This window comes from Cohnella faecalis, from assembly GCF_003570905.1.
GTDB classification, from domain to species: domain Bacteria; phylum Bacillota; class Bacilli; order Paenibacillales; family Paenibacillaceae; genus Cohnella; species Cohnella faecalis.
Window position 1 is genome coordinate 30565 of record NZ_QXJM01000063.1, and the last position, 26992, is coordinate 57556.

General features: G+C 48.4%; 24 protein-coding genes and 1 pseudogene. 11 read left to right on the plus strand and 14 right to left on the minus strand.

All coding sequences use genetic code 11. The features are described from left to right. Window positions 1-110: 110 nt before the first annotated feature. Window positions 111-1088: a YecA/YgfB family protein gene (locus D3H35_RS29660; protein ID WP_158594367.1), complete on the plus strand. Its 978-nt coding sequence runs from the start codon at window positions 111-113 to the stop codon at window positions 1086-1088. A 28-nt stretch (window positions 1089-1116) separates the two neighbouring features. Beyond that, a complete protein-coding gene (locus D3H35_RS29665; RefSeq protein ID WP_119152653.1) occupies window positions 1117-1797 on the plus strand; it encodes a uracil-DNA glycosylase in 681 nt (226 codons plus the stop codon). Window positions 1798-1888: 91 nt separating this feature from the next. Here D3H35_RS29665 and D3H35_RS29670 read toward each other — a convergent pair whose 3' ends face one another. Next, window positions 1889-2275, minus strand: coding sequence for a VOC family protein (locus D3H35_RS29670; protein ID WP_119152654.1), 387 nt, complete (start codon window positions 2273-2275; stop codon window positions 1889-1891). 673 nt (window positions 2276-2948) lie between these two features. Here D3H35_RS29670 and D3H35_RS29675 point away from each other — a divergent pair. Together D3H35_RS29675 and mutT are read left to right on the plus strand one after the other, a co-directional pair. Continuing rightward, window positions 2949-6101: a DUF3427 domain-containing protein gene (locus D3H35_RS29675; RefSeq protein WP_119152655.1), complete on the plus strand. Its 3153-nt coding sequence runs from the start codon at window positions 2949-2951 to the stop codon at window positions 6099-6101. Between the two features lie 12 nt (window positions 6102-6113). Continuing rightward, window positions 6114-6527 (plus strand): 8-oxo-dGTP diphosphatase MutT, encoded by a 414-nt coding sequence (gene mutT / locus D3H35_RS29680; protein WP_119152656.1) that lies wholly within the window; start codon window positions 6114-6116, stop codon window positions 6525-6527. Between the two features lie 121 nt (window positions 6528-6648). Here mutT and D3H35_RS29685 read toward each other — a convergent pair whose 3' ends face one another. Further along, entirely contained in the window at window positions 6649-7311 is a 663-nt protein-coding gene (locus tag D3H35_RS29685) for a stalk domain-containing protein (protein ID WP_119152657.1), read from the minus strand. 210 nt (window positions 7312-7521) lie between these two features. On the opposite strand from D3H35_RS29685, the gene D3H35_RS29690 reads away from it, so the two are divergent. From D3H35_RS29690 to D3H35_RS29705, 3 genes are all read left to right on the plus strand, one after another. Beyond that, window positions 7522-7995, plus strand: coding sequence for a hypothetical protein (locus D3H35_RS29690; RefSeq protein WP_147355990.1), 474 nt, complete (start codon window positions 7522-7524; stop codon window positions 7993-7995). 162 nt (window positions 7996-8157) lie between these two features. Further along, complete coding sequence (locus D3H35_RS29700) at window positions 8158-9642, plus strand: glutathionylspermidine synthase family protein (RefSeq protein ID WP_233568246.1); 1485 nt, start codon at window positions 8158-8160, stop codon at window positions 9640-9642. A gap of 58 nt (window positions 9643-9700) precedes the next feature. Continuing rightward, window positions 9701-10081, plus strand: a complete 381-nt coding sequence (locus D3H35_RS29705; protein ID WP_119152659.1) for a DUF350 domain-containing protein — start codon at window positions 9701-9703, stop codon at window positions 10079-10081. 5 nt (window positions 10082-10086) lie between these two features. On the opposite strand, the gene D3H35_RS29710 is transcribed toward D3H35_RS29705, so the two are convergent. From D3H35_RS29710 to D3H35_RS29725, 4 genes are all read right to left on the minus strand, one after another. After that, window positions 10087-10488, minus strand: a complete 402-nt coding sequence (locus D3H35_RS29710) for a type II toxin-antitoxin system death-on-curing family toxin (protein ID WP_119152660.1) — start codon at window positions 10486-10488, stop codon at window positions 10087-10089. Window position 10489: 1 nt separating this feature from the next. After that, window positions 10490-10753, minus strand: a complete 264-nt coding sequence (locus tag D3H35_RS29715; RefSeq protein WP_119152661.1) for an AbrB/MazE/SpoVT family DNA-binding domain-containing protein — start codon at window positions 10751-10753, stop codon at window positions 10490-10492. Window positions 10754-10844: 91 nt separating this feature from the next. Beyond that, window positions 10845-11855 carry a bifunctional glycosyltransferase family 2/GtrA family protein gene (locus D3H35_RS29720; protein ID WP_119152662.1) on the minus strand — a complete coding sequence of 337 codons (1011 nt, stop codon included), beginning with the start codon at window positions 11853-11855 and terminating at the stop codon, window positions 10845-10847. Window positions 11856-11894: 39 nt separating this feature from the next. After that, window positions 11895-12731: a phosphodiester glycosidase family protein gene (locus D3H35_RS29725; RefSeq protein WP_233568247.1), complete on the minus strand. Its 837-nt coding sequence runs from the start codon at window positions 12729-12731 to the stop codon at window positions 11895-11897. 344 nt (window positions 12732-13075) lie between these two features. Between D3H35_RS29725 and D3H35_RS29730 the strand changes: the two genes are divergently transcribed. Beyond that, window positions 13076-14071 (plus strand): hypothetical protein, encoded by a 996-nt coding sequence (locus tag D3H35_RS29730; RefSeq protein ID WP_119152663.1) that lies wholly within the window; start codon window positions 13076-13078, stop codon window positions 14069-14071. Between the two features lie 4 nt (window positions 14072-14075). After that, window positions 14076-14993, plus strand: a complete 918-nt coding sequence (locus tag D3H35_RS29735; RefSeq protein WP_119152664.1) for a 2-hydroxyacid dehydrogenase — start codon at window positions 14076-14078, stop codon at window positions 14991-14993. A 196-nt stretch (window positions 14994-15189) separates the two neighbouring features. On the opposite strand, the gene D3H35_RS29740 is transcribed toward D3H35_RS29735, so the two are convergent. The 8 genes and pseudogenes from D3H35_RS29740 to D3H35_RS29775 all read right to left on the minus strand — a co-directional run bounded on the left by D3H35_RS29740 (window position 15190) and on the right by D3H35_RS29775 (window position 23675). After that, a complete protein-coding gene (locus tag D3H35_RS29740; protein WP_158594368.1) occupies window positions 15190-16155 on the minus strand; it encodes a LacI family DNA-binding transcriptional regulator in 966 nt (321 codons plus the stop codon). Between the two features lie 32 nt (window positions 16156-16187). After that, a complete protein-coding gene (locus D3H35_RS29745; RefSeq protein ID WP_119152666.1) occupies window positions 16188-17036 on the minus strand; it encodes a sugar ABC transporter permease in 849 nt (282 codons plus the stop codon). Beyond that, window positions 17033-18345 (minus strand): annotated as a pseudogene (locus D3H35_RS29750) (carbohydrate ABC transporter permease). Before D3H35_RS29750 ends, D3H35_RS29745 begins: the two are co-directional and overlap by 4 nt. Window positions 18346-18440: 95 nt before the next feature. Further along, window positions 18441-19748, minus strand: a complete 1308-nt coding sequence (locus D3H35_RS29755) for a sugar ABC transporter substrate-binding protein (RefSeq protein ID WP_119152667.1) — start codon at window positions 19746-19748, stop codon at window positions 18441-18443. 30 nt (window positions 19749-19778) lie between these two features. Continuing rightward, complete coding sequence (locus D3H35_RS29760) at window positions 19779-20378, minus strand: MFS transporter (protein WP_119152668.1); 600 nt, start codon at window positions 20376-20378, stop codon at window positions 19779-19781. 675 nt (window positions 20379-21053) lie between these two features. Further along, window positions 21054-21578 (minus strand): hypothetical protein, encoded by a 525-nt coding sequence (locus D3H35_RS29765; protein WP_147355991.1) that lies wholly within the window; start codon window positions 21576-21578, stop codon window positions 21054-21056. Further along, complete coding sequence (locus tag D3H35_RS29770; RefSeq protein WP_158594370.1) at window positions 21494-22345, minus strand: alpha/beta hydrolase; 852 nt, start codon at window positions 22343-22345, stop codon at window positions 21494-21496. The genes D3H35_RS29765 and D3H35_RS29770 overlap by 85 nt, the downstream gene beginning before the upstream one ends. Then, a complete protein-coding gene (locus tag D3H35_RS29775) occupies window positions 22332-23675 on the minus strand; it encodes an alpha/beta hydrolase (RefSeq protein WP_158594371.1) in 1344 nt (447 codons plus the stop codon). The genes D3H35_RS29770 and D3H35_RS29775 overlap by 14 nt, the downstream gene beginning before the upstream one ends. Window positions 23676-23975: 300 nt before the next feature. Here D3H35_RS29775 and D3H35_RS29780 point away from each other — a divergent pair, with 300 nt between their 5' ends. After that, complete coding sequence (locus D3H35_RS29780; RefSeq protein ID WP_147355992.1) at window positions 23976-25787, plus strand: sensor histidine kinase; 1812 nt, start codon at window positions 23976-23978, stop codon at window positions 25785-25787. After that, complete coding sequence (locus D3H35_RS29785) at window positions 25784-26932, plus strand: response regulator (protein ID WP_119152673.1); 1149 nt, start codon at window positions 25784-25786, stop codon at window positions 26930-26932. The genes D3H35_RS29780 and D3H35_RS29785 overlap by 4 nt, the downstream gene beginning before the upstream one ends. Window positions 26933-26992: the final 60 nt, after the last annotated feature.

Sequence of the window (26992 nt, forward strand, 5' to 3'; positions counted from 1 at the left end):
ATGCGATTAAAAGCGAAGCAGTAACAAAGTTGAGCGACATCCTTCGGCTTCTGCCCAAGACTCGCTTGTATGAGATAGCAACGAATCGCGATCTTTTGGGGCGCTCCAAGATGAGCAAGCAGGAGCTTGCGGATGCGCTGTTCGAGCTTATTCCGGATGTTTACGAACTGGAAACGACATTGATCATTTCGGATGCCGAAGAGTGGAATTTGTTTAATAAGCTTTTGAAAGCCCCGTATGTCCAAGAGGAAACGCTCACTCCGAGGATGTATTTGTTTTTGATGAATCGGGGCTTGCTGTTTTCTTTTTATTATGAGGACAAGCTAATCTACTCCATCCCGGAGGAAATCAAGGACTCGTATCGGCAGTTGTCGCAGCAATCGTTTCATGAAGCTCGTGACCGCTGCCAATTGATCAATCAGTATATAAGCGCATCGGCGAATTTGTACGGGATCTGTACGCTGGACAAAACCATCGAAATTTTTAACGCTCAGAATGAAAAACAAGTAGACGAGAACGAGCTCATTTCTTTTCTCAATTTAGCTTCCGGCAGAGGTCAAGAATGGTACTTGAATCAAGGGTACATCATTAGCAACTATTTTGACTCGGAGGATCAAGACGAAGAGTTGAAAGCGCTGCTGGAGAGGGCCAAGCACAAGCCGTACTACATTCCGCCCCAACCGGAGTTTTTGAAATACGCGGATTCCGGCTATTTCGAAGAAACTCCGCAGTTGGTCAGCTTGCGGGCTTTTATTTTGAAGCACTTATGCAAGGATAAAGAATTTGTAGAAAACCTTGTGGATGATATTCAGGTAGCTTGCTCAATGGAAGAGCCGCTGAGTGTGATAATGGGGGAGTTTGAGAGAAGAGACATTATTTTTGATAATAATGCGCAAGTGCAGGCGATCATGCCGTTGATCATAGACGTCTATAATCATACGAGAATTTGGTCTAATCGCGGCCATACACCGGCTGAGTTAGGGGGAGGCGCCGGTCAGACAGCCAGACCGATATCGAATAAAGTCGGGAGAAACGATCCTTGTCCGTGCGGAAGCGGGAAAAAGTACAAAAAGTGTTGCGGAAAATGAGATTCGGTAGGGGAGGACGGAGCCTGGAATGGCGATCTTAAAAAACGACTGGGCGCCCTATTTGGAACAAGAGTTTGAAAAAGCGTACTATTTGAAATTGCGCCAGTTCCTAATCGAAGAATATCGAACGAAGACCGTCTATCCGGACAAATACGATATTTTTAACGCTTTGCATTATACGTCGCTTGCGGACACCAAAGTCGTTATTTTGGGGCAGGACCCTTATCATGGCCCGGGACAAGCCCATGGCTTGAGCTTTTCCGTCAAAGCCGGTATTAGTACGCCCCCATCCTTGCAAAATATGTTTAAGGAATTGCGCGATGACTTGGGATGCTATATTCCGAATAACGGACACTTGCTTAACTGGGCGCAGCAAGGGGTGTTGTTGCTGAATACGGCGCTCACTGTAAGGGCAAACGAAGCGAATTCCCATAAAGACAGAGGATGGGAGAGTTTCACCGATAGAGTCATCGAGGTAATCAACGGAAAGAATGAGCCTGTGGTGTTCCTGTTATGGGGAAGCCACGCCCAGAAGAAAGCGGAGCTTATTACTAATAGAAAGCATTTGTTAATTCGATCGCCGCATCCGAGTCCGTTGTCGGCTCATAGAGGCTTTTTTGGCAGCCGGCCGTTTTCCCGGGCCAATCAATTTTTGCGGACGGTGGGGAGCCGAGAAATCGATTGGCAGATTCTTTCTCAAATGGGGTAGTAGCTTATACGGCACCATGTATTATGCAAAAAGCATCGTTACAAAACGCATTTTTTTGCGCTTGGTAACGATGCTTTCGCTTCAAATTGGCCTAAGAAGCGGTAATCATCCAGGGCACACCAAACTTGTCCACGAGCTGTCCGAAAAAGCCGCCCCAAGGTGCCGGTCCGAAAGGGAATTGCACATTACCGCCATCCGAAAGCTTGGTATAGGCATCGAGGCCTTCGCCTTCCGAAGAGAATTCAAGATTCAAGCTAATGCCATTCCCATGAGTATGGTCAGCGAAATCGCTCATAAACAGGTTAATTCCCGCGACAGCAACACACAGGTGCATGACCTTGTCCTTGTTTGCTTCCGAGGCATCCCCCATTTGGCCATGCGTCATAACGGACACAACTTCCCCGCCGAGCGAGCTTATGTAGAACGCAGCTTGGGCTCTTGAGTCCTCAGAGATAATATACGGTGTAAGTTTTGCCATGAACAAACATCCTCTCATTGTTTGGTTTTAATTTTACACTCATAATATACCTTATCAGGAATATTCCTGTAAAGGTATATTTAGAATGCACAAAGAAGCCAGTCAGTGATGAATGGTTGTATGGCTTTATGGCGATTTATCCGTTACCTTTTTGCTTAATCTCGCATCCCCTATATTGACTTATAGGAAAGCGAGGTGATTGATATGACTCGCATACGAACCGATGTGGTAACAATTAGGTTTAGACGCAGTATTGTAACTGGCCGCAGATTAATCATAGCCGTCCGGATAGTCGGTAGTGCTAGACCTTGTACCCGATTCTTGGTAATCGGAAGACGTGTGATTTTTGCTGAGAGTTGTCTTCTGACACACGGATTCCGTCTTGTATCATCCAGACGAAATGTTTTGGTTTTTGAACGCAGGATCTAATTTAACAAAATGAAGCGGTAACCCCAGAGTGGGGTTGCCGCTTCATTTTGTTGTGATTCGGCAAGATAGTCTTTAGGTAAATTACAACTCGTCTCCACGGTTATGCAAATTGCGGAAGCGGATATATGCGGAAACAAAACGATTCTTTTGTCCTATCAAGAAGGGGATCTATGCATGAAAATTGAAATTGTTATATATAATTTGTGACTACTTTGAACTGAGAACAACAGGAGGCTTTAGCAATATGAAACAAGGCCTTTATGAGCAAGTTATCAACCAAATTACCGCGCAGCGGCTATCCGGCTTGGATGCGGCAGTCTTTAACGTGGGCAAAGAAAAGCTGGATGTCGAAGAGGCGCGAAAGCTGCTTTCCAACTACATAGGTCTTGTCACCCGGAGAGCCTTGAAGATGGTGCGCGAACAAACAAGCAATGACGAGGAGCTTATACTCGCCCAAGTCCAAACCTGCAATGAAATGATCGCGACGCTTAAGAGCAGCCTTGGGCCGGAGGAATGCGAGCAGCTTAAGCTCGACGAGCAGGGCGAAATCCTTACTTACATCTATTCGAAGATCAATCATATCCGCTCCTTCAAGGATGAGAAAATAGTCCGCCCGGCGACACCGTTATCGCAAAGCTCGCTATTCACAGGCTCGCACTCGGAACCGAATATGCTGTATGAGCTAAAGCATGAGATTGTGACGGCGGATCGGATCGATTTTCTCGTTTCGTTCATTAAATGGAGCGGGCTTCGTTGCTTAATGGAGCAGCTTGAACAATTCACTTCGAACGGCGGACAGCTGCGAGTCATCACGACAACTTATATGGAAGCGACAGACTACAAAGCAGTCATGGAGCTTAGCAAGCTCACCAACACGGAAATTAAAATTTCCTACGACACCGACCGGACCCGACTGCATGCAAAAGCTTATGTTTTCAAACGGGACACCGGCTTTACGACTGCTTACGTCGGTTCATCCAATCTTTCCAATCCTGCGCTGACCAGCGGCCTGGAATGGAACCTAAAGGTCACCGAGAAGGACTCTTACGATGTCCTCAAGAAAATCGAAGCGACCTTCGAAAGCTACTGGAACGACAGGGAGTTCAAGAGCTTTATTTCATCTGATGTGGAGCACGGACACCAATTGCAGCAGGCTCTTCGAAAAAACAAACCACCTGGGCAAGCTTCGCTTTATTTTCCGTTCGAAATCACTCCTTACGACTTCCAAAAAGAAATTCTTGAAAAGCTCGAAGCCCAAAGAACGCTTTACGGACGCACGAACAATCTGGTTGTTGCCGCCACGGGAGTCGGGAAGACGGTCGTATCCGCTTTTGATTACAAACGATTTGCCAAACAGCGCTCGCATGCGCGGCTGCTGTTCGTTGCTCACCGGGAAGAAATTTTGAAGCAAAGCCGAGATACATTCCGGTACATTCTGAAGGATCTGAACTTCGGCGAGCTGCATGTAGGCAGCAACCAAGCTCAGTCGCTAGACCATCTTTTCATTAGCATTCAGAGCTTCAATTCCATGCGACTCGCGGAAAATACGACGCCGGAGTTCTACGATTATATTATTGTGGATGAGTTCCATCATGCAGCGGCGCCATCGTACCAGAAGCTGCTCGCTTATTATAGGCCTCGGATTTTACTCGGTCTCACCGCTACGCCGGAGCGTATGGATGGAAAAGACGTTCTGGGTTACTTCGACGATACGATCGCTGCTGAAATTCGATTAACGGATGCTATTGATCGGAAGCTGTTGAGTCCTTTTCAGTACTTCGGCGTCACCGATCAAGTCGACCTGTCGCAGGTGAAGTGGTCCAGGCGTGGTTACGACCTCGCGGAGCTGGAAAACTTGTATACGAACAATAAGATTCGGGCCATGCAAATTTTTAACAGTATGAAGAAGTATGTTACAGAGCTGGAGCAGGTGAAAGGGCTCGGTTTTTGCGTCGGGGTCGATCATGCTTTATATATGGCCAAAATTTTCGAGGAAGCTGGAATGCCCGCAATTGCGCTGCACGGAAAATCGAGCGATGAAGACCGGAATCAAGCGAAAAGCCGACTCGTAAGCGGCGACATCAGGATGATCTTCGTCGTGGATCTGTACAACGAAGGGATTGACATTCCGGAGGTTAACACGATCCTGTTCCTTCGTCCAACCGAGAGCTTGACCGTGTTCCTGCAGCAATTAGGACGCGGCCTGCGTCTAGCCGAAGGGAAAGAGTGCCTTACTGTACTCGATTTTATCGGACAGGCCCACCAAGACTACAATTTTCAAGATAAGTTCCGAGCTCTAATCGGGAAAACGAAGCATTCGGTGCAGCATTACGTGGAGCACGGCTTTTCGAATCTCCCTCGCGGGAGCTTTATTCAGCTTGAAAAGCAAGCGAAGGTATATATTCTTCGCAACCTTAAGCAATCGACGACGACTCGGAGAAGCTTGATTAACAAAATAAAATATTTTGAAGGGGATAGCGGCTTAAAGCTAACTCTGGAAAGCTTTTTACATTATCACGGGCTTAGCTTGTATGATCTTTATGGAGGAAGAACCGGCAATCGTACGTTTAATGGCCTTAAGGTAGAGGCAGGGCTAATGGATGCTTATGAGTGGGAAAACGGCGAGTATTTAACGAAGCGAATCCCGGCATTGCTTAGTCTTAACTCGCGGCGATTATTGCGGTTTGTTCTTGCCTATTTGCAGGAAGGTGCGCAGCCGCAGACGGAAGAAGAGCGGCTGATGCTGAATCTGTTCTACTTTACGTTCTACCGATCAGAGCCGAGGAAGCAAGGGTTTGAAAACGTCGAGCAAGCGATTGAAGCGATTATGTCCTGCTCCGTCTTCCGTGAGGAAATCGTCGACATTCTGAAGATCAACTTGTCGCACATTGGTTTCGTGGACAAGAGGAACGAATTTACGTACGCATGCCCCTTGGATATTCATTGCAGCTACTCGATGGATCAAGTGTTGGCCGCTTTCGGCTACTGGAACGAGGAGAAAGCGCCGAGCTTCCGTGAAGGCGTGAAGTATTTCGAGGACAAGCAAACCGACATTTTCTTTATTACGCTTAATAAATCGGACAAGGACTTCTCGCCTTCCACGCTATACGAAGATTATGCAATCAATGAGCGGTTATTTCATTGGCAAACTCAAAGCCGGACTTCCGAGGAATCTAAAACAGCACAGCGATACATTCACCACAAGCAGCAAGGAACGCGAATCGCTTTGTTCGTCCGGGAATACAAAGAGGAGCATAACTACACATCCCCGTTCGTCTTCCTGGGTGAGGCGGAATATGTCAGGCACGAAGGCAGCAAGCCGATGAGTATGATCTGGCGGCTGAAGGAAGAAATGCCACCGGCCCTAATACCGGCTGCGAACAAAGTCATCGTATAGGATGTGAACGATATGATAGAGGTGGCCGCGGCCATTATTGAGAACAGGCAAGGCTATATACTGATAGCCAGGCGAAAGAAAGGCAAATCACAGGAGGGCCTTTGGGAATTCCCCGGGGGAAAACTTGAGCCTGGCGAATCTCCGGAAGCTTGCTTAAAGCGGGAGCTGATGGAGGAAATGAATATTGAGATTGCCGCCTATGAGCTGTTCGGGGTTAACGAGCATGACTACGGTGCCGTTCAGATTAAATTGATCGCCTATAGAGCGAAGTACTTGGGCGGGGAGATCCGGCTTGCGGATCATGACGAATATCGGTGGGCAAGTCATGCGGAGCTGGGGGAATACCTCTGGGCTCCGGCGGATGTCCCGTTTGTAGAGTTGTTGGGGAATCTGTCCGCAGAAGGTTCGGGCCAGGAGTCTAACTAACAACAATGACATTCGGACAAGATGGCAACCAGGGCATCCAACTGCTAAGCCCAATCGCAAAAGGCACCCGCTCGGGTGCCTTTTACTTATACCAAATATCCCATTAACCTCGCTTGGACGATTACTTATAATAGGAGGTCGTAAGAGGGATGAAGAACGTACCGCCTTCCTTCGCGGTAACGCCTGCCCAAATCGTGTCGATGCCGCCGATGTCCACTTCAATCGTATTCAAGCCGCTGTTTGCCTTGATGGTGGTCGTTTCTTTCAATGTTCGGAATGTGTCGCTGTCCTTGAATTCAATATCCACATCCTTGTCGATCGCGGCGATTTGCAAATAGAGCTTTTGATATTTCTTTTTGGGATAAAGCACGATACTATCGTTGCCTTGATAGGTAATAGCGGCTTTATAGTTTTTTCCGTTGTAGGTCGTAAATGTGGGGTCAAGAGTAGTGTGAATGCTCAATTGTTCTCCTGTGTCGATGGAGACGCCGTCGACTTTTTCTCCTAGCAAGACGGTCGATGTACTGCCATCCCAATCTACCGCAATTTTTAATGCATCGGAAACAGCGCGAACGGGCAAATAAGTCGTATTGTTGTAAGTAATCGGAATGACGGGATTTCCCTGCGCGTCTTGAAGCTTAACCGGCTTCCCGTCGACTTTAATCTTTATCCCGCTATTCAGGTACGCTTTGATTTCCTGCAAATTTGCGCCCGCATATGCGCCCGCGCCCGTACATAAAAATAAAGCTGCGCTAATGGCGGCTGCCGCCCATTTTTTCTTCATTTTCTTTTTCGCTCCTTCAATAAAACAGCTAACTTTTATTAGCAATATATCTCTTTTTAGTAATTTTTGAAATAGATCTTAGGACCTTGTAGTTGAACCAAAAAGATAGCTTTCGTTCATTTACTAAAGCTATAATGAATGGGGTTAATTGTTAATGCCAGAACGATATTTGGAATAGTTGAAAGGGCGAAATGGATGCAGATAGTACGTATGTTCAGCTACCGGGAATGGTCTGACTCGGAAGACCGAGTACTCCGCAGCATTCAGGAGGAAGCCGTTCCAAACGAAGAGATTTTCTTAAGAAAACTCGTTAATGCTACAGTCATTCGCAACCAGCTCTACGAGCATACTTCCAATGAGTCCGAGGAAGGCGCGCGTCATATCGTGTACGCAAAACCATTTAATGAAAACGATTTGGAATTGTATGGCGCGCATATTAAAGCGCCGTTGTTCGAGCAGTGTGTCCGCTCCGCTTGTATAGAAGCCGAGTTTTTATATTGGACGGAAACGACGATGTTCCAACGCAGGGACGCTCTAGCTCCTGAACGGGAATTAATTGAGATAAGTCAGTTGCTTTTGGACCATTATTTAATACTCGGCGGCCGCACTTGCGAGACAGTATATTCCGTTTTTGATACGGATATGAACAAAGTTATTTTGTACTTGAGAGAGGTGGAGGATTAGTGGACAAGAATGCGGCGGAAATTAGCAGCGGAGCGTTAACAAGCGATAGCGTGAAGCGAATATCAGGTTCTAAAATGGTCGCTTTTGCCCTTCTGTTGACGGTGCCGGCCGTTATGACGGGGTGCAGTACGGCAACTTCCAGATCGAATTGTAACCCAAACTATGAAAATTGCGATGATAATGGTTACTCCGGTGGCGGAGGAGGCTACGTTTATTCCGGCGGTTCCGCCTCAAAAAAAAATTCTTCAAGCTCCGATTCGGGCATCTACAAAGGATTCGGGAGCGGCGGGAAAAGCAGTGTCGGGGGTTGAAGCCATGGATCGGATTCTGAGTATCGGCAAGCGCCACGACGAAGTATTCCAAGGGGAAATTGCCGATCGTATTCCATACCATCGGATGAACGGAAAGGAATACTGCGTTCCCGCTTTTACTATGTATAAGAGCAGCGAAGTGCTGGAGCTTCAGAACGCTTCTGAGAGAGTGGACAAGGTTTATTGGAAGGTTTTGCGATTTGCGCAAAAATATTTGCCTGATTCTTTTTTGGTTAATCAGCTCGGCATTCTCCCTGCGCTCATACCTGCGGCAAGAATGGAAATCCCGTATCACGGTGTTTCCCGGCAAGATTGGATTATTAACGACAGCGGCATGAAGTGTATCGAAAATAACACGGATACTCCGACGGGAATCCCTGAAACCTCATACCTTGCCAATGAATTAACTAGCCGGTATTCTTCTCTGCCCTCTACCTCTCCCAACATGAAGTCTTCGATTCAGGAATCATTCGCCAAATTAATCGAATTCTATCTATTGAAAGGGATTAAGGGTACGATCGCCTTTTCGAGTTATGAATGGCATCTGGAGGATCGGATAAATACGGAATATGTAAGAGAGTGCATCGATGATTTGGGATATGACAGCATCTACGTGCCATTGAGCGAGCTGGAAATCGTTCCGAATGACGGTTTGTATGCCAATGGGGAGCGTATTGCTATTTTATACAGACTCTATCCGTTGGAATATCTCGTGCATGACACGGATCGAGACGGCTGTGAAAAAATCGGTATAGCTCTTTTGAACCTGGTCGTTCAGGGGAAACTCGCTCTGATTAATCCTGTACAAAGCGTCATTACACAAAGCAAGGGGTTCATGGCCTTAATCTGGTCCCTCTTTGAACGCAGAGATGAAACAGAGGAATTTTGCGGGTTTTCCCTGTTTAACGATGAAGATATCCAAACAATCGAAACTTACCTTCTTCCTTCTTATTATGAGGCTACGGTGTTTATTCAAAATGAAACGCCTTATGTGGCAAAAAGCTTTTGGGGCCGCGAAGGGAAAGGAACTTCATTGTTTGACGGCAATGGAGCTCTATTGCATGCAGAAAGCGTTAACGATATCGATGACGAGGAATCAGAAATTCGCCATTACTATAATAACCAGCCGAAAATTTATCAAAAACGATTTCCTCTCCAGGAAGTTACGATAATGACCGAGGATGGACCGTATTCCGGCTATTTGTTAACGGGTACTTATGTCATCGGAGGCCATTGCTCGGGAATTCTTCCGCGTATCGGCGATGAGATTACAGGCGATATGGCTTTTTACAGTCCGGCAGTCATTATTGCAGAAGAAGAGGATTATAGAGACTAAAGCATATCGAAATGACTAAAATGGGGGAAGTACAGTGAAGGATTTTTCAATTGACTTGATGAATGTCGGCATCGGATTAGCTATTCTTTTAGTTGTGCTGTTAGTGGGAGCATTTGTGTTTAGCAAACTGACAAAGTTTAATGACGGAGAAGAAATATCGAAAGGGAACGAAGCCGCCGGTATTTACATGGGAAGCAAGCTGCTGGGGCTGTGCATTATTGTTGCAATGGTTTCATTCAGTTCACACGATTGGACTTCGATGCTTATATGGTCAGGGGTCGGAATCGTCATTCAATGCCTCGTTTACGTTTTATTTGATTTTTTCACTCCCAAATTCAAGGTGTGCGAAGAGATCGCCAAAGGAAACATGGCTGTAGCCCAATTGCTTCGGTCAATCATTATTGGAACTTCTATTGTGATCGGGACCTTTCTTCTGTAGATAGATTAATAGATCCGTCTGCACTGTTTTTCAATCATTTCCGCTAACTGCCGAAAAGTATACGTATGATTCACCATATCTACAGTGAAATCCTCAGCGGCTTTTTGCTCCATATCAAAAGAATAGCTGTTATATTTGAGAAAAATAACGAGCGCAACAAAAGCCGTTCTTTTGTTGGCATTGTGAAAAGGGTGATTTTGGCCAATTGATTCAAAAAGAGCGGCGGCCTTCTCAAATAGAGTAGGATAAGCATCTTCGCCGAAGGCTGATGATTGGGGACGGAGAATAGCGGAATCCAGCAGCCCTCCATCCTTGACTCCGATCAGCTCGCCGGGACTGTATTTCTTGATAAGCGCGATATGGATAGCTATGACTTCCTGAACGGTGAGATATCGGAGAGCAGACATATTATCGATCCTTCAAGCCTTTTATCGTTTCATCGTACTGTTCCATTACTTGAGACAGAGTATCCATAAAGTCGGTGCCGATCCCTGCGGGCAAAGTCACTTTGTTTGCTTTTTTGATAATGATTTCACTGTTGTCATCTCGTACATCCACGATTACGGTGTCGCCCAATTCAAGGCCGATTTTTTTTAGCGCTTCGGTCATAGTGATCCCTAGACTGTTGCCGAATTTGGTAACTTTGCGTTCCATTTCGATCATCCTACTCATTTAGTCAACCTCCTCATTATACTATTCAATCGTTACAACAATTATACATCAAGCTTTAACGAAGATGAAGCCGAGGCCCGGCAACTATGCATCAATATACAAATTTTCGCTGCGACCAGTAACTAAATAAGAACAAGGAGGCTTCCGTTAACAGCTTTGAACCGATTAACGGAATGCCGAGTCGCTCATGCAATAAGTGCATGAGTCCGTAATTCAGCAAAGCGATAACGATAACGAGAGCAAAATACCGGGGCAGGGATTTTCCGATCGCTACTTCTTTCCCCTTGGCAAAAACGAAGCTCCGATTCATGGTGTAGTTAAAGATAGAGCTGCATAATCTCGCGCCTGCTACGGAAATAAATAAATTCGCGCTTACCCACTGAATAAGCAGCAGCAGGACGAAATCAAGTATGGCCGAAAACCCGGAGGATGCGCAGAACTTAATGAAGGGAAAATAGACTCTGGCGGAATCGGCAAGCGGACGAAAATGAGACGATTTATTCTCATCCAGATAAACGGTATCGATAGGCACCTCGATTAAGGAATAACCTGCGGCTTTGGCTTCCAGCAGCATGTTCATCTCGTACTCAAAGCGCTCTCCCGGAATACGGCATAACCAGTCCAGCATATCGACCGAATAGCCTCGGAGTCCGGTTTGGGTATCTTGAATGGGGGTGCCCGTCGCATAGGAATACACCATTCGGGTGGCGGAATTGCCGAAACGACTGCGCATGGGAACCTTCCCCGTAAAGTGCCTGCTGCCGAGAACGACATGGTCATGATGCTCGTTAACGGCATGGGCGATCCTCATAATATCCTTCGGAAGATGCTGTCCATCGCTGTCGGCGCACACGACTCCTTCTGTTGCCCCTTTTTGCTGCAGGTAGGCGAATCCTGTCTTCAGGGCACGGCCCTTGCCTAGATTATGACGATGCGTTAAGACCGTACACCCGGCTTCTCTCGCCGAATCGAAAATTTCGCTGTATGCATCTCCGCTGCCGTCATCTACGACAAGGATCGTGGAATCGCTAACGGCTTTTAGTTGATGAATAAGTCCTAATAACCTTTCATCAGGTTCATAGGAGGGGATTAGAATGGTCATGTTGGCCTGCCTCCTTGGAGTTCGCGATTTGTTTCGTTACTATTCCGGAATATAGATGATATCGCTGACTCCCCGTTCCTTCTGCTTGCCGAGAGGGTTGTTCACGACTCTGCCCATGAAATACATCGTGGACGAACCGCCTCCATCCAGGTTATAGGCTTCGGTGGCGCCGAGCTCGGCGAATAGATTCGCGAATTCGGTTAAGGTCATCCCTTTGCTGTAATTTTCCTTGCGTCCGTCAACAACGATAAAAAGAAAGTGATTCGGGGAAATCATTCCGATACCGGTTCTGGGGTTCGAGCTTTGGATCGATCGGTTGCCGAAATTCGTATCGATTTTCACGCTGTCAAAATCGCCCGCCACCTCGGCGTCTTTCACGAGAACGGGGCCGAAGGAGAAGGTGTTCGTCACCCCTTGCGCAAGCAAGGAGGAAGAGGAAGTCTGTTCTTCGTCGTACGACTTTAGCGTGCCGTCATTGAACAGGGCTAAAGCCTCGCGAGCCGGATCGTCTCTGTAAAGCTCCCCATTGCGGATGATTACGCCATTATTGCGGAATCCGTAGTAATCTCCGTTAATAGCGAAAACAGCGTTGTGGTCGGATGCGATAGTCGACGTATTTTCAATAATGTTGGTGCCGAAGGAGTTTTTTGCGAATGCGGTAAGCAGGTTTGTGGAATTCGTGAACGTAACGTCCGCTACAAAATAGGTGATCGTTTCTTCTCCAGAGCCCGTTTGCACCTTTTTGACGCTGATCGTCTCGTTGTCGCTTTTGTAATTCCAATCATCCGACTGCACTTGTCCCGAGGATTGTGTCACGGCGGCGGTGTTCGCGACGGTGCGGTTATCCGTTACAACGACTTCGACATGCTCGATCAAATAACGGTCGGCGAGCCGGTATAGAATCGTGCCAATGACGGCGAAAAATAGAACGATGATAAGAGTTATTTTTGTTTTTTTTCTTCGGCGGAAAATAGCGATCCACTCCTTTTTGAGCCTTGATGGAGAAAAGCTGATACGGTTATTGTCGCACCGGGAACTGAAACGAGCATGAAGAGGGGCTGAGCGTGCGCTGAAAGGTTGAGCGGGGCAACGAAAAAACACTGGCCTCGGGAGGACAGTGCTCTTTGGGGATTGAATGGAATATATTGACGGGCTGAATAGGACTAATATACTATACTGAACATACACAAGCGCTGCACGATACGGAAGGGGTATTCGGCATGAGTAAAATAGAAACGGAAATAAAATCACAGTTTAATGAGTTATTCAAACAAAGCAATATGCAGAGGTATGTCAACGTAGTTAAGACCCTGCCGGATGTTAACGCGGCTATCAGAGATTGCGAACGTCTTTTTTCGTGCGGATTTCTTGTTGGCTATAACAGAGCAAAAGAAGGAATTATCTACGATCCGGCCGACGTGTCCCGAGAAAAAGAGACGGTGCGCGCTCAAGGTGTGACTTATCAAACGGGACAAGCTATAAAAGTTTTTTTCAGCAGCGGAATATCAGCCGGGGCCAATAGTGCGTTAACCTTAAAAGTCGCTCCGGAAGAGATCCATCAATATTCGGTAAAGCCCATGCGGTTTGTTGTAGATAAAAGCCTCACTGCCGCCAGCCAGACGGCAGCGAAATCGGCTGAGGCCGCTCGACGAATTGCACCGCCGTATTACCGCTTTGAGTACAGGAGCAAGGTTCATTATGATTTAACCGATATTTCCTCCAAGCCTCGTGAAGTTCTGAACGATTCCTTGTTGAGCTATTTCTCGCGAGCTTACAAAAAAGCGGAAGAAAAAATACAGGAAGCGACAGGGAAAATAACGGATCGGAACCGCTTCAGCAGTCTTCTAGCCGATCAAAGCTGGAATAAGAAGTTTGTTAACGCGTACCTCTACAAAGCTTTTGTAAATTCGCTGATAATAAACATCTTGCAGTATCCATACAATGATCGAAATCGAATGAAGCTGGAAAAACAAGCCGAGCAATTAAGATTGGTCTATTCCGAACTGGAAAAGGACCTTCGGTCCAGAGGGTGCGGGAGCGATATCATCGAGTTTCATAAGAGCTTGGCTGGAGCGTGCGACGGCAGGGACTTCCTTGCAAGTCATGAAAGCGAAATTTTAAGACAGCATGTAGAACAGCAGTCCGAGCGCTCCTATGAGTCCGGAATCAGTCGTTTTGAAATGTTTGTAGACAGTAATATGTTTGGGTCTATGTGACGGTATGGGAAGCTCAAAACCACTCTGTTTAATTGACAAGAGTATTGTATTATCCATAGTCGAGGAAGAGCAGCTTGAACAGTGCTTTACGGTCAAGTATGTCGATCAGGCTGCGTCGGATGCAGCCTTGTTCGAGCGGTGCGATGCGTTCCTGATTCATAGTTATTTTCCGCATTCTATCCTATCGACTTTATATCAATGCAAATACATCGGGATTAGAGCTCACAATTTAGATTATGTGCCGACCGATGTTTTGCCCGACCCGTCTATTGTCATTGAGAACATACCGCCTGTCGCACAAAACTCGGTAGCGGAGCATGTATTTGCTATGGTGTTTTTTCTAGCCAAACAGCTGGGAAAAGCGCAACACAACGTGGCGTCAGGCCGCTGGAGAAAAGACCTTCAACCAAGTATGGAGCTGTACGGAAGGAATCTCGGTATTATCGGATACGGCGAAATCGGGCAAGCGGTTGCTAATATGGGCAGAATGCTGGGCATGAATATTCTTATTGCTAACAAGCCGGGACGAGAATTAACGGAAGGGTATCCCCTTGAACAAGTGTTAAGTCAAGCGGATGTTATTTCTTTGCATTTGCCGGCAAGACAGGAGAATAACGCCTTCATCAATAGGGAACGAATTCAAGGGATGAAAAGAGGAACCATTCTAATCAACACGGCTCGCGGCTCCATCCTTGATTACGACGCTTTGGAGGATGCATTGAAATCGGGGCAACTGGGAGGGCTTGGTCTGGATGTGTTTCCAACGGAGCCCGTTCGGCATCCTGTCGATCATTTCATGACCTTGTCTAATGTGATTTGCACGCCGCATACAGCTTACTATACGGATCGGACAATGACCCAGATGAATCGACATCTCATAGGTAAAGCTATTCGATTTTTCAGTGAGACTTTGAAGCTGTAAACGCAGAGCAGGGAATCGAAGACGCTTTCCCTCAGCGGAAGCGGGGGTGAAGACGGACCACGTCCGAATCAGTGACGGGAGTTCGAAAGCGTCTAGTATGGAGTATATTTGTATGCAAAGGAAATCGGTGCATGGCTGCACCGATTTACGACTATTCAGGAAGGAATGTGGCTGAGTCGGGGATAAAAATCAAATTTCAATGAAAGGGTATATACACATACGGGCTGTAAGCTGTTTGCGGGTAAGCGCCATCCTTCGTGACGGTTTGTGACTGAATATAGAAGTGTAAAATCTGGAAGGATATATCGATCGGGCACCGATCGGCGTCCATCAGGAAGGTATGAACGTGCGGCGGCAAGATTTCAGGGCAATTGCTTGTGCAAATAACAGATATTTCGAGATCAAGCCCGTATGACGCATTCATGACCAGCGCCCCGATAAACTCGTTAATGACGATTCCCTTTTTGCCGCGTTGCAGCTCCAGAAACGGTTTGAGCCCGTCCGCATTGTCAGAGGTTAACACATAGATCGAATCCGACTCCATCTGCGAAGCCTTAATAATCTCTTCAACCATTCGGGCGTTATTAAAGGACTCCATCACCAGAAAAGAACCGTTGTCGGTATCCCCCGTACGTTCCTTCCATTTCGTGAATGCGGTGCGATAATCGAAAACCACCTTGTGAAAAAGCGAATCCTCAATGAAAGAGTCCAGCAGCACGATAGGAGTCCCGATACTGAAATGAACGGAAATATTTCGGAAGACGCCTTCCTTCACATCGACCAGCAGTACGCCGTCCATCTTTCGCTGCTGGACGATGTCCAAATTCGGTTGATCCGCTTCCATCCCCGACACCAGGAGATGGTAGCCTTCCTTTTTGCAGTTTTTTTCCATCCGTTCTATAAGCGTACCGTAATAAAGCTGCTTCCAAAAACCTTCCTGGGCGTTGCGGTTAAGCAATAACCCGAGCATGCCGGATTTCCCTTTCGCCAACGATCTTGCTGTTAAGCTTGGGATATAATTAAGCTTTTTTGCAGTGTCCAGCACTCTGCAACGCGTCTCGTCCGTTATCGTCTGATTCTCTACATTATTAAGAATATAACTGACCGTTGCCGGAGAAACCTTCGCCTCGCGAGCGATATCTTTCATTGTCACCTTATTCACGATTGGCACCTCATCGATTTTGCGGCCGCCTTTCAACCTTTGGAGGCTCCGGAAGTCAAACCTTCGACTAGAAATCTTTGCAGGAACAGGAACATACATGTGATGGGGATAGCGACTAGGACTGCGCCGGCCGAAAAAAGAGTAAAATTACTGTTCTGGTAGGATGATACCATATCCCATAAGCCAACCGCTACCGTCCATTGCTCCTTGGAACGCAAGATCAGTCTGGCGAAGATGAAATCCACCCATGCTCCAACGAAATTGGTTAAGGCCAAATAAGTCAGCATCGGTCTGGCGAGAGGCAAAATAATGGAGAAGAATACTCGAAAATGGCTGGCTCCGTCGATGCGTGCGGATTCATCCAGACTTTTCGGTATAGAGTCCAGAAAGCCTTTGGCTACAAATGTGCCGAATATGGGCGCTCCGACTGCATATACGAGAATGATGGCAGCGTGAGTGTCCAGTAACCGCAGCTGCATCAATAGAATATAAATGGCAATCATGCTCATAAAGCCCGGAAACATTCCTAACGAAAGAAGAATGGACATGGATAGCTTTCGTCCCGCAAACCGATAACGCGACATCGCATAGGCGACCAATGTCGTTAGCGCGGTTCCGAGCAGCATGCTGATAACCGAAATTTTTAACGTATTCCAGTACCATCGTTTGAACATGAGCGTCGGGGAATTGAATAATTCACGGTAGTGCTCCAACGTACCGGTGGAAGGAAAGAGGCTTTTGCTATAGAGCGAGCTTCCTTCCCTGAAGGAGGAGAGAAGCACCCAGAGCGCCGGGTACAGGCAGCAAACGGAGATAATACCTAACAGAACGTAGCAAACAAAAAGGGTGAATCGACCTTTACGTGCGGAGCTGCTTTTCATTGAACCATATCCTCCTCTTTGTAGGAACTCGACCTGCGATAGCTCCATATGGACAACGATGCGATAATGAGGAAAATGATGATGCCAATCGCCGAAGCCGTATTGAATTTACTGCTTTCCAGCGTTAGCTTATACAGCCAGGTTACGAGCAAATCCGTGCTCCCCGCATATTGATAATCGCTTTGAACCGGATTTCCGTTCGTCATCAAATAAATGACATTGAAGTTATTGAAATTGCCGGCGAACTGGATAATCAGGATGGGCGCGGTAGAGAAGAGGATCATGGGCAGCGTAATGAAACGAAACTGCTGCAGAGGGGATGCGCCGTCTACATTGGCCGCTTCGTAAACCTCCCTCGGCAACGAGGATAATACTCCTATCATGAGCACCATCGTAAGCGGCGTGCCGATCCACATGTTCACTAGGATGACCGTTATTTTCGCCCAGACCGGGTCTGTTAACCAAGGCAGCTTGTCCAATCCGAAATAGGACAAATATTGGTTGATCGGGCCAAACTGTCCATTAAACAAATTCCGCATCACCAGCAGCGAAATGATTTGGGGAATGGCGTAAGGCAATATAAAAAGGGTTCTCCATACGGTTTTGAATCGAATTCCCTTTTTATGGACAAGCAGCGCAACGAACAATCCCCGAAATAGGTAGTAAACGTCGAAGTGATCGCCCAGATTACCGTCCAAAGCAATACACCGTAAAAGGTGTGACTCCAGGTTTTGATCTGAACGAGGTCGATGAACGATTGAAAGCCCGTCCAATCGACCAGCTTGGCCGGCGGAATATGATTGGGCGCCGAATAATTCGTGAAGGCCAGAAGGATCATGAAGAAAATCGGTATAATGGTAAACAATAAAATACCCAGAGCGGGAATGGCTAACAATAGGTAGGGGAACCTTCGATCACGCGCAGCTTTAAGATCAAGGCGGAAGGTGTTCGGTTTTTTGCCGGCTTCCCGGAGTCGTCCTACTTGGCTGGCATCCCTTATGCTCCATACGTAAATGAGGGGATAGAACAGCGCTGAAACTAGCGAAATAAGCCCTTTAATCATGAGGAAGATGGAATGATCGCCCGGAATGTGACGATACACTTCATTCACAAGCTCCATTCGTGCCGGATATTCGCCCAACGTAACAAGTCCCTTTATCGCATCGGGAAAGAACAATGTTAAATAGAAGAGTCCGGCGGCATTGACAATCAGAAGCATGATTCCCTTGATTGCCTGACGGTTGTACAATTGACCGCATCCCATGCAAAGAATAGATAGCAGCATGGGAAGGTACCTGTAACGGCTCATTGTTAGTTCTCCTTTCATCGCGAGTGTGAGGCCCGTCTGCCGCGGGAATACGGCGACAGGCGGGCCCTTGCTCTGTTTTTCTTATAAGGAACCGCTTACAGAGAACCGCCGCCGGAGGAACCGACAGCAATGGAATCCTTGATCTGGCCCGCTGCCTTGTCCAAAGCCTGCTTGGCATCGACACCCTTGTTCCAAATATCCGACATCGCGGAATTCACCGGGATCCATACGCTCCCCATCTCCGGAATGGAAGGCATAGGTTGGGAGAATTCAATCTGTTTGATAATAGCGGAGACAAACTCGTCTTGTTGTACGGCAGGATCTTTCATGGCATCCAGATTGGACGGAACGGCGCCGGTCAGTTGGAAGTTCTTCAGCTGCGATTCTTTGCTGGACGCGAAATTCGCGAATAGCTTGGCTGCGTTTGGATATTTTGAGTAGGAATTGACATACCATGCCTTTACGCTCGAAAGCGATACGGAGGGCTTGCCGTTGATAGAAGGAATCGGAGCGGCTCCGAATGTGTTCCCTTGAGCCCGCAGCTCCCTGATCAGCCAAGGACCGTCAATATTCATGGCCAGACTGCCGTCGAGGAATTGTCCTTTTTTGATGTCATAGGTTACATCCCCCGATTTAAGAGGCAATAGCTTGTCCCTTAATGAGCCGTAGTAGGCGGCCCCTTCAATCGCGCCTTCGGAATTAATGCCGATATCGTTGTAGTTGACGCCTTTGTTGCCGAAAATATAGCCGCCGGTCGTCGCCAGGAAGAAATAATTGAAATACAAATTTTCCATCTCCCACATCAAAGAAAATTTTCCTTTGCCGGGATCGTTATACGTTTTGGCGAAATCGATCACCTCGTCGAACGTGGACGGAGGCGTGGATACCAGCTTTTTGTTGTAGAACATGACATAGGTTTCTAACGATAAGGGGTAACCGTAGAGGATATTTCCGTAGCTGGCCGCCTGAAGAACGTTCTCTTGATTATTCCGCTTCGTTTCATCCTGCCAAATATCGTTGGGCAGCAACAAGCCTGCCGCTACCGCTTCACCCAGATGATCGTGTGTAAGCGTGACCAAATCAGCGCCGATTTGGGCAGGCCCGTCCGTTGTCAATTTATTCAAGACATCGCCTGCTCCTACCTCTTGAACGACAACCGGAATATCGTGCAGCTGCGTGAATTGCACGGACATCGCGTTCACGTAGGTTAGTTCTTCTTTGCTTGCCCAAACGGTGAGGTGCGCATTCGGCTCCGGTGAGTGCGAATCGGGCTGTTCATTGGAAGGAGAATTAGTCGATGAAGGCTCTTTATCAGGGTCAGGCTTATTCTCCGTTCCTTCGCCGCAAGCTGTAAGAGTAATAATTACGGATAAAACGACGACAAGACTTAGAATTTTTTTCATGGTACTTACCCCTCTCGTTTGGTTTGGAGCTTATTTCTTCAGAGACGAACGTAACGCCAAGGCCTTGGCATCACCTCCTTTCGTTCGGGATAGCCGCACCCAGCCGGCCAGAAATCCAATAACTAACGAGCTGATCCAATAGAAGCTGGCGGCAATGCCGAACACATGCAGGGAGATTCCGGAAATCAGGTTTCCGAGCGGAGCGAAGCCGTTCAACATCATATTGTAAGTGCTGGCAATTCTCGCTCTTGCTTTCGGTTCTCCGATTTGAAGCACCAGAGTATTGGATGCGGTAATGAATCCGGTTGTACAGAAGCCATAAATGACGAATATGGGCAGCAATAAGCGGTATTGCGATATGATAGGCAACACGGCATAGAGGACCGCAATGATTCCCGGAAACAGCGGGATAAGATAGACGCGTTGAAACCATTGATTTTTTAGCGCTATCAGAACGGCGGCAGCCAAGGATCCGGCTCCCATGGACGCGAGCAACATGCCGTAGCCGGCTTCGCCAAGGTTTAATTGAGATCGGGTATATACGGGAAGAAGCGTATTGTAATTCATCAATAGCAGCCCGAATACCAGTACAATAAGCAGGATGCGCAAGATTTCCGGGTGAGAGCGGATGAAGGCTAACCTTGTGCATTCTTATCCCCTGACAAAGGCTCGTTATTGCCTGCCGTCTTACCGATTGGAGCACGAATCATACAGCACAAGCCTGCTCCATAGAAGCACGCGTTGATGATAAAGCCCTGCTCCATCCCCAATGAATGAGAATTGCGCTAGAGAGCAACGGTCCCGCGATTCTTGCGCTATTGAACAGGACGGAATTGAACGCGCGATCGCCTGCATCATGCGATCGTCCCCAAACAATCGCGTCAGGAGCAGCTGTTTTGCACGGCAAGTCGATGGCATACACCGTTCCGGCAAAAACGACAATACCAGAATGTGACTTGAGTCCAATCGATCATGCGAGCAAGGCCGGCGTATGACAACGAGATAAATATGTTCAGACTTTGCGTCACATTAGAATGGTTCTTGAAAAGAGACTCGTTCAATCAGAATGCCGATGCCCCAGGAGAATAGTAATGTCGGCAGGCTGTATACGCGTAACGTCACGCCTAGCCATAAGGACGAATCCAATAGACGGAGCGTTAGCCAGGAAAGCATGGTCAAGTGCATCCACACACCGATTAAAGCAAAGCTCTGTCCTGCCATAAAAAGGCAATCGATCTGCGCTTCATGGGAAGCTGCTTCGACTCTCCCACGCTTCGACGGCGAGTTCTACCTCCATATCCTCATTCAACCGCAGAATCCGATACGGAATGGCCCCTCCATCTTTTTTCGTTCCCGCAAGCCGTTGTCCGTCGCTATTTTGAACCGTATGGCCGTATCCCTGGGCAGTTGAAAGGCTCCGCCGAACAGCCTCTCCGACAGCCGGGGTATAGCCAATCTTCCGACGTAGAGCGCATCCTTTGCGGGCGTATCGGTCGGCACCTGAATCCGGAAGGTTACCCGAACGAGATCGGAAAGGGAGGGGATCACAGCTATATCTTTTCCCGCGCTCGTCTCAAAACCGCGATAGGTGACGTGCGTTCGTCCTGTTTGGCCAGGCACAACGAGTCCATTGCTTTGCACTTGCAGCACCTCCGGGTCGGAGACGTCGAACCTTCCGTTCCAATCGGTAAACGTCAATCCGTTGTCGAGAGTGACGACGGGATTCAGCCGAACCTTCATCCCCGTTAATCCGACTTCTTCTCGGCCGTGCAGCTCGGCTTTAACTGCTTGGCCCGGCTTCCCGAAGAAAAACAGCAGCGGCGATCGCACTCGGGCTGCCCAATCCTCCTCGGTATGCGCAGCGCCGGCACCTCGTAGTACATGAGATTCTGACCGAAAACAAACCCTTGCTCGATTAACTCTTCGACAACGCCTCTGACGTGTTCGACCAATATATTCGCTTCGATTTCACCGATGTCGAGCCAGAGCGCGAGATTGTTAACTCCGGGATATCTCTTATAGAAGGGAATCTCCCGCAGCGTGTTTAAATCCAATCGGACGAAATAGGGCGACATGACGGCTAATTTAGAGAAAATATGAGGATTGCGAAAACCAATATTGTAGGTGACCAGTCCTCCCATCGAAGAGCCCATTAACGCCGTATGCTCCCGATCGGGAAGGGTGCGAAACAGGCCGTCGATAGTCGGCTTTAATTCCTCGATCAAAAACCGCTCATAGCTCTCGCCTTTGCAAATAATATCCGGCGCTCCGGGAATCCCGGACGATTGTAGAGGATGCGCAAATTCATTCAGCCGCTCTTGACCATAGTTATCGATGCCGACAATGATGATTTCTTCCATAAGACCTTCGGAGATTAACTCCTCCGCTGTTCGGTGTACATTCCATGAGCTGTTCGAGAACGGATTAGGACCGAAGACGCCCTGCCCATCATGCATGTACAGCACCGGATAACGTTTGTTCTCATCCCGATAGTAACTAGGCGGAACATAGATGCCGATTCCCCGTTCATTGAGCAACGACTCGGAAGCAAAGGGATAGTGCCGTATTAGGCGATGCCCAAGCTCAGTCGAGTTCATCCGGCTCCCACTCCTCGACGACAAAATGCAAGCTTTGGGACTCAGAGGTGGAAAATCTTCTGCTGCTTCCCCTCTTTTCATGAAAGCCGAATCCTCGCGATACCTTCACATCGAAGATAAGGTCCCTTGGCAGTTGAAAACGTCCTTGATATAAACCGTCCTTCTTCTTCGGAATTTCTAGACCGGCATGTATCGGAGCATTCACTGGCGTAGACGGAGGAACCTCTACGGAAAATTCAATTTCTACTCGATCGGAGAGTTCCTGAACCACTTCGATCCCGACCGAATGCTCCAGCCCTCCGAACCGGACTGTAATCTTGGCTTCGCCAATCGAGAGGGGAGTAACTCGACCATCTGAAGCAATGGACAGAATCTCCGGCCGATCTACGGAATACTCCGCTTCAAGCAAGCTTGTACGGAATCCAGAATCATAAGTCACGTTCGGATATAGGCAAGCGCTTCTGCCGTTTAATCCGATCTTGCGCCTGCCCAGCATTTCCAACGACGCGGGCTTGCCGATGCGGCCGAAGAAATAGAGTAGCGGGGATGCCATTCGATTAGCCCAATCCTGTTGGGTATGTCCCGCCTCCGGATCCAACAGAAACATCAAGTCGTTGCCCGGCTTGAAGCCTTGATCAACGAGACGATCGGCCGCTTCGCGTACGTCCTCCACCATAAGAAGCCCTTCCGCTCCTCCGATATCAAGCCATATGCGGATAGGGGGCTTGGTCGAAAACTTTTCGTAGATAGGAAGCTTGCTTATCGGGTCCTCGTTCTGCTCCAATGCGCTCTCTGCTTCCTTCACGACCGTATGGACGAAGAAAGGCGACAGAATGCCGACATGGCCGAATACATCCGGTCTCCGGAACCCGATATGGTAGGAAACGAGTCCTCCTGCGGACGATCCGATGATGGCCGTATTGTCCCGATCAGGCAATGTCCGGAACGTATTGTCGATCAGCGGCTTTACCTCTTCGACGAGAAACCTCTCGTACACCTCGCCGGAGCATTTCGCGTGAAACGTCTCCGAGACTCCCGGATTGTCGTGGAAATATTCGGACACTCGCTGGTCCGATATAGAGGAGACCGCAACGACAATGATCTCTCTCATAAGGCTTTCGCGGCTCAACCTATCAACGGTTGCATGCACATTCCATGATCCGCCCTTGTGATCGGCTGCAAAAATATGCTGCCCATCATGCGCATAGAGAACGGGATAGCGATCGGTTATGGAAATATCGTACGAAGGGGGCAAGTACACAAAGATGTCGCGAACGTTGTTCAAGTTTTTGGAGTACACATTGGACAATGTAATGATTTTCGATTCCATATCAACCCGCCTTTTCATGTTTGGAAAAATCACTTAAGCGCTTAATGTATTCAACTTACGCGCTTAAGTGATTCATTGAATCGGATTCTACTCCACTCGTTTTTATTTGTCAATAGCTCATGGCAATGCGTCGGAAGAGCAAAAGGAATATGCAATTCAAAAGAAGAGAAGAAATAGGGGAAGGATTTTCGCATTTTTTTGCAGGAGTTGCGGGACTTGCGATAAGATAAAAGGGAATTTGACTTTATTTGTCGAAAAATAAACAGAACACAAAGAGACGAACAGGGGGGGGGCGCGGTCGTGGATACAAAACTATGGATGTCGATACTGCTCATTTTCGCGACGGCGCTCATGCTGTTCATTTCCTATCTGTCCTACCAGAAACGCCACTTGCCTGTGGCGAGAACGGTGATTTTCATTATGCTGGCGGCGGCGTTTTATTCGCTTGGCTACGCGATCGAGATTTTGAGCGTAAGCTTGCGCGGTGTAAAGCTTGCTCTTCATATCGAATATTTGGGCATACCTTTCGTGACGGTGCTGTGGCTTGTACTCGTCCTTCAATTTACCAACATTGCGGCCAAATACCGAAGACGTCTTATGCTGCTCCTGTTCGCCATTCCTGTCGCTACCTTTTTTCTCCATCTAACTAATGACTGGCACCATTTCGTGTACAAAGAATACGTATTGAACCCGGATGGCGTTTTGCCCCGGTATAACACGGTCAAAGGGTTCTGGTATCATGTGAATGGCTATTACAATTACTTCGTTATCGCGGCAGGAATGGTTCTGTTCATTCCGATGTACTCGCGAGCCTTGCCCATCGTAAGAAAGCAGATTCTTATCATTGCCTTGGGCGCGGTCGCCCCCTTCGCATTCAATTTGATCTATCAATTTGCCAGGACGTCGATCGATTTGACGCCGTTCGGCTTCGCCGTCTCGGGGTTCGCCTGTGTGTGGGGAATTCTCCGCATCAATCTGCTGAGGTTGACGCCGCTCGCGCTGGCCAAAGTGTTCGATACGATTCGTGACGGCGTCGTGCTGCTTGATTACGAGGATCAGATCGTAAGCTTCAACCGCGCCGCCGAAGAAGTATTTCCGGAGCTCGCCGCGACCAAGCGCTACCCTGCGCCGGGCAAAAGGGTGTTGTCCAATTGTCCGGAGCTGCTGGAGAGGATCGCTGCGGCGAACGGCCTTGATGAACGGTTTCCGTTCCAACGTTCCGGGATGAACCGGCATCGGCACTACATATGCAGCTTGTCTTTCATTTACGATATTGGCATGGATCCGATCGGCAAAATTGTCATGTTCAACGAAATTACGGAGCTGATGGAGAATGAAGCTCGGCTGCGCGAGAACGCCCGACAGCTATCCCGGTTGAATGCGTTCAAGGACAAGCTGTTTACCGTTATGGCCCATGATATTCGCGATCCGATTGCGCTGTTGGTCAGCCTGACCGAGCTGCTTGGCGAGGAACCGTCGGAAACCGATATTGAGCATGCCGAAGTGTTTCAGGAAATTAGGAGGCAAGTGCGCAACACTTACCATCTTGTCGATAATCTTCTGGATTGGTATCGCAGCCAGAACGGAAAGGTCGCTTTTCGTCCGTTGGAATGGAACCTGCAGCAGGTCGTTCGACAAGCTCTGTCGCTTGCCGGGGCTAGAGCAGGCATGAAGCAAATTCTTATGACGGAAAATATCGACGACGCATTGACGGTAAGCGCGGATAAGGAAATGCTCGATCTTATTCTTCGTAATTTACTGTCGAATGCGATCAAGTTCACCGGAGTAGGCGGTCGGATCGAGTTCGGAGCTGTCGTGGAAGGCGATCTGGTGAAAGTGTCCGTTAGCGATAACGGGATGGGGATCGACGAGGAGACGTCCGAGCTGCTGCGGCAAGAGGAGCTGTTCTTCAAGGAGCCGGGCTCTGCGAACGAGAGAGGCGAGATGAGGTTCGGGCTGCTTCTGACTCGCGAATTTCTCCGCATTCACGGCGGGAGTCTCCGGTTCGACAGCGTTCCGGGAGAAGGAACGACGTTCCTGTTCACGCTGCCGGGTTCCGCTAACCGAGGGGAGACGGCAGAAAGCTATCAAACGGCGGTGAGAAAATTATGAAAGTCATATTGGTTGACGACGAGCCGGTCATGCATCTGATTATGCGTAAAATGCTGGTGAAGCATCCCGAGCTGCAGGTGACGGGCGAATTCTCGGACACTCGCTCCGCTGCCGCTTTTCTGAGCGAGCACGCCGATATCGATCTGGCTTTCGTCGATATTTCCATGCCGGGCGATAACGGGCTTTCGTTCGCCGCCAAGCTGGAAGAAACGGGTTGCCTGACGCAGATTGTGTTCGTAACCTCCCACAAGGACTACGCTTTGAAGGCGTTCGAATTGTCCGTTCTTGATTACCTGGTGAAGCCGGTAACGCAAGAAAGGCTGGAAAGAACGGTCCATCGCGCGCTGGCGAGCAAGAAATCCGTCCGTGCTCCGTCGGCTTATTCGGCTGCAAAGGGGACAAGTCAAATCAGCATTGCGACGCTGGGCGACTTCTCCGTACGGAACGAGATCGGCCGGGTGAAATGGATATCCAGCAAGAGCGCCGAGCTGTTCGCTTACTTGTTGCTGAATCGGGGGCGACGGATTTCCCGCGCCCGTCTTGTTGCGGATATTTTTGCCGGAATGACTCAAGTGAACGCCGAGAAATACTTGAATACGACTGTCTATCAGCTGCGTAAGTCTCTGGAGCCGATTGGACTGCGGGAGGCGGTTCGTTCGGAGAACGACGGTTATGCCTTGGAATTGAAGGATGCCGTCATCGACTGCGAAGAGTTCGAGCGGCAGGCAGGGAAGCTGGGAAACATCGAAGCCGATAACGTAGACATGGCGCTGAGCGTTGAAAGACTGTATACAGGCGACTTATTCGGGAGCAAAGCGTATGTATGGGCGATTTATGAGACGGAACGTCTTGCCGAGCGGTATTCGTCCTTCGTCAAACGACTGTCCGAGGCGCTCATCTCCCAACAGGATTTGGCGGCTGCATCGAAGCTGCTGTTAAAGCTGTATGCTCGCAATCCGTTGGATGAATCTGTCGTCCGTCTGCTGATGAAGAAGCACGAGCAAGACGGGGACAAAAAAGGGCTGACCGCTATATATACCGACTACGTGAAGCTTCTCAACAGAGAGCTCGGCATTCGTCCGTCCCAGGAGCTGCTGCTGCTCTACGACTCTCTTGTGAGCCGTCTGCCTGACAGCAAGAAATAAATAGTTTCGACAAAAGCCAAAAATCGCGAGGTTTGGATGCCGCGCGGTTTTTGGTTTTTT